The organism is Mycobacterium sp. E3247, from assembly GCF_001667785.1.
Classification (GTDB): Bacteria; Actinomycetota; Actinomycetes; order Mycobacteriales; family Mycobacteriaceae; genus Mycobacterium.
In genome coordinates this window covers 1-503 of the sequence record NZ_LZJG01000145.1, presented here as the reverse complement: position 1 = coordinate 503, position 503 = coordinate 1, and the positions used below count along the sequence as shown (strand labels likewise).

At 63.6% G+C, this 503-nt stretch carries 1 protein-coding gene; it reads right to left on the bottom strand.

Translation table 11 applies throughout. The annotated features are described in order from the left end of the window. Nucleotides 1-162: 162 nt before the first annotated feature. Nucleotides 163-450: a hypothetical protein gene (locus A9X04_RS31350; protein WP_067919054.1), complete on the bottom strand. Its 288-nt coding sequence runs from the start codon at nucleotides 448-450 to the stop codon at nucleotides 163-165. Between the last annotated feature and the right edge of the window lie 53 nt (nucleotides 451-503).

Here is a 503-nt window from a genome sequence, read left to right as displayed (position 1 = left end):
GTCGCGAGCTGAGTCACAGCGGCCACATGCGTTTCTCGCCGGGGGAAGCGGCGATGTGCCCGCCTCACAGCGACTTTAGGCTCGCTGGTGCTCGGGCTCGCGGAGGATGAGTCACATCCGCCACACCGGCCCCTGGCCGGAGGAATCGACGAGTTGTCCGCCTCATAGCGACAACCTCGTCGCCTGCCGCAGAGACAGCACGCGCTGATGAATACGGTATTCGGTGGACCGCGGCATGGATCTAGGCCCGTACCGACCGCGGCCCATCCGACGCACTCTGCCGCGGCCCATCTCCCACCGCAAGGCGTCTGAGATGACTTTCGATGCCCTACCGCGGATCCGAAAGCCCTGTTTATTAAGGGCTTCGATCATTTGACCGATGGTGGCCGGCCCATTGTGGGCGAGGTGCATCGTCAACACGTAACGCAGCTCGATTCCCTGGAGATTCATCCCTGCACCATTGCACCCCGGTACGACACCCCGGTCTTGTCGCTGCGAGGCGG

Coding starts and splice junctions, on each gene's coding strand:
- A9X04_RS31350 (WP_067919054.1), bottom strand. CDS start 450: ATGAATCTCCAGGGAATCGAGCTGCGTTACGTGTTGACGATGCACCTC.